The organism is Acinetobacter sp. ANC_7655, assembly GCF_056784015.1.
Map to the genome: position 1 here is coordinate 1 of NZ_JBWYJB010000024.1, position 2,466 is coordinate 2,466.

The following is a 2,466-nucleotide window of genomic DNA, read 5'->3' on the forward strand; positions in this document are numbered from 1 at the left end:
CGTTCAACTTCAGTAGAAGGCGCACCTTCAACGTCTTTCACTAATTCAATGTCAAATTGAATATGTTTGAACGCACCTTTCAGACCACGACGAGCAATTTCAGCTTCATCAGTTACGTCTACAGCAGTTGCCACTAAGCCATCACGCGTTGCAAATGCAAAGTCATCCCAAAGGTATTTATCACCTTCGATGTTGAACTGCGTAGTTAATTTACGGTAGCCAGGTGCAGTGACGAAGTAATGCACATGTGAAGGGCGGTTACCGTGACGACCAAGTTTGTCTAATACAAACTGAGTTGTACCTTCTGGTGGGCAGCCATAACCTACAGGCATTGTGGTTAATGCTGTATATTGACCTTGTGCATCGGTGAAGATCGTACGACGTAAGTTGAAGTCAGATTGAGACTTATCAAAGAACGAGTAGTTACCTAAGCTGTTTGCATGCCAAACTTCAACTTTAGCGCCTTCAATGATGTTACCTTCAGTATCTTTAACGATACCTTCAATAATTAAAGTTGGGATTTTGCCTTCTTCAGAACCATCATCCATACGTGCAAAACCAACTGATTCTGGTGCACCAGCGACATACAATGGACCTTCAATTGTACGTGGAGTACCACCTGTAATACCTGCTTCAGCATCTTTCTCATCTGCACGTAAATCAAGGAAATGCTCAAGACCTAAACCAGCAGCCAAAAGACCTAATTCGTTTGCTTGACCAGCATCAGTAAAGTACTCAAGACCCTTCCAAACTTCAGATTGGCTTAAATCTAAATCTTCAATCGCTTGGAATAAGTCAGATACTAAACGTACAACGATTTGTTGAACACGTTCATCAACAGGACCTGTTGCAGTATCAACGTTCATTTTTTTGACTAAAGCATTAATTTGTTCGCGGTTCATACTATTTCTCCTTAAGTATGCTTGCTGTGTGGTGGCTGACTTCTAATGTGTTTGAGCTCGCTGCCACAATCCTTGTTTAAAATGACGCTAAAAAACCTCTGGATGTATTGATGTCATGGCCTGAATCAATCAAGCCAAGACCCTTAAAACTTAACGATCATCTTCACGGATAGAAGATGGGTGGCGATTTAACGCCATTACTTCGATATTCATATATGGGTAAAGCGGAAGACCTTGTAAAATTGAATGAAGCTCTTCATTGCTTTCCACATCAAAAATACTGATGTTTGAATACTGACCTGTGATTCGCCAGATATGACGCCACTTGCCTTGTTGCTGTAACTCTTGCGAATACGCCTTTTCAACAGCTTTGATCTCATTCGCTTTTTCAACTGGCATATCCAGTGGGATGTTCACATCCATTCGTACATGAAACAGCATGTCTCACTCCTGATGTATCACGTCGCTTATTTGCGGCGAAGGTTGTCAATCTTGTCTAAATCCAACTCAATACCTAAACCATTGCCTTGAGGCAGATGTAATTCGAAATCACGATATTGAAGCGGGGTCTTTAAAATTTCGTCAGTTAACAGCAATGGACCAAATAATTCAGTGCCATATGCCAAATTCTCAAAGGTCGAGAACAAATGTGCAGAAGCGATGGTGCCAACAGAACCTTCAAGCATCGTGCCACCATACAGATCTACACCAGCGAGGTTTGCAATGGTTGCTACATCACGACCTTCGAGTAGGCCACCAGACTGAGCAACTTTTACAGCAAACACAGAAGCAGCATTACGCTTCGCTAAACGATAAGCTGTACTTGGACCCATCAATGACTCATCCGCCATAATGGCAATATCAAAACGACGAGTTAAACGCTCCATGGCATCAATATTGTCAATCGCACATGGCTGTTCAATTAGATCCACACCGCCATCTTGCAGAAGCTGAATACCTTTGATCGCTTCTAACTCAGACCAAGCACGGTTCACATCGACACGGATAGAAATATCAGCACCTAACGCTTTTTTGATGGTGAGAACATGCTCAACATCTGCTTCTACAGCACGAGAACCAATTTTTAATTTAAAGAAGTTATGACGCTTAGCTTCGATCATCTTTTTCGCTTCAGCGATATCTTTATCCGTATCACCAGAAGCCAACACCCAAAGCACAGGGACGCTGTCACGCAGACGGCCACCTAACACTTCAGACAGAGGCAAGCCTAAACGTTGAGCTTGAATATCGAGTAAAGCAGTTTGAATGGCACATTTTGCAAAACGGTTGCCATTAATATTCTTCTTCAACACTTGCATAATTTGAGCAACGTTGAGATCAGTAAAAGTTTTGAGTAGTGGAGCAAAATAAGTATCGATATTGGTTTTGATACTTTCAGGGCTTTCTTCACCATAGCCTAAGCCACCGATGGTGGTTGCTTCGCCCCAACCAATGAAACCATCCGAAGTTTCGATTTTAATGAGGACTAAGGTTTGAGTTTGCATCGTTGCGACCGCCATCTTGTGTGGGCGGATCGTCGGGATTTCAACGAGCAAGGTTTCAA

Annotated in this window: 3 protein-coding genes; all 3 read right to left on the reverse strand. The window is 42.5% G+C overall.

All coding sequences use genetic code 11. From position 1 onward, the window contains the following. Window positions 1-902: catechol 1,2-dioxygenase (catA, locus tag AC1M9N_RS14390; protein WP_481588084.1), on the reverse strand; the 902-nt coding region annotated here is incomplete at its 3' end. 150 nt (window positions 903-1,052) lie between these two features. Next, window positions 1,053-1,343 carry a muconolactone Delta-isomerase gene (gene catC / locus AC1M9N_RS14395; protein ID WP_092766278.1) on the reverse strand — a complete coding sequence of 97 codons (291 nt, stop codon included), beginning with the start codon at window positions 1,341-1,343 and terminating at the stop codon, window positions 1,053-1,055. A 26-nt stretch (window positions 1,344-1,369) separates the two neighbouring features. After that, the coding region (locus AC1M9N_RS14400; protein WP_481592541.1) for a muconate/chloromuconate family cycloisomerase at window positions 1,370-2,466 on the reverse strand (1,097 nt) is incomplete at its 5' end.

Coding starts and splice junctions, on each gene's coding strand:
- catC (WP_092766278.1), bottom strand. CDS start 1,343: ATGCTGTTTCATGTACGAATGGATGTGAACATCCCACTGGATATGCCA.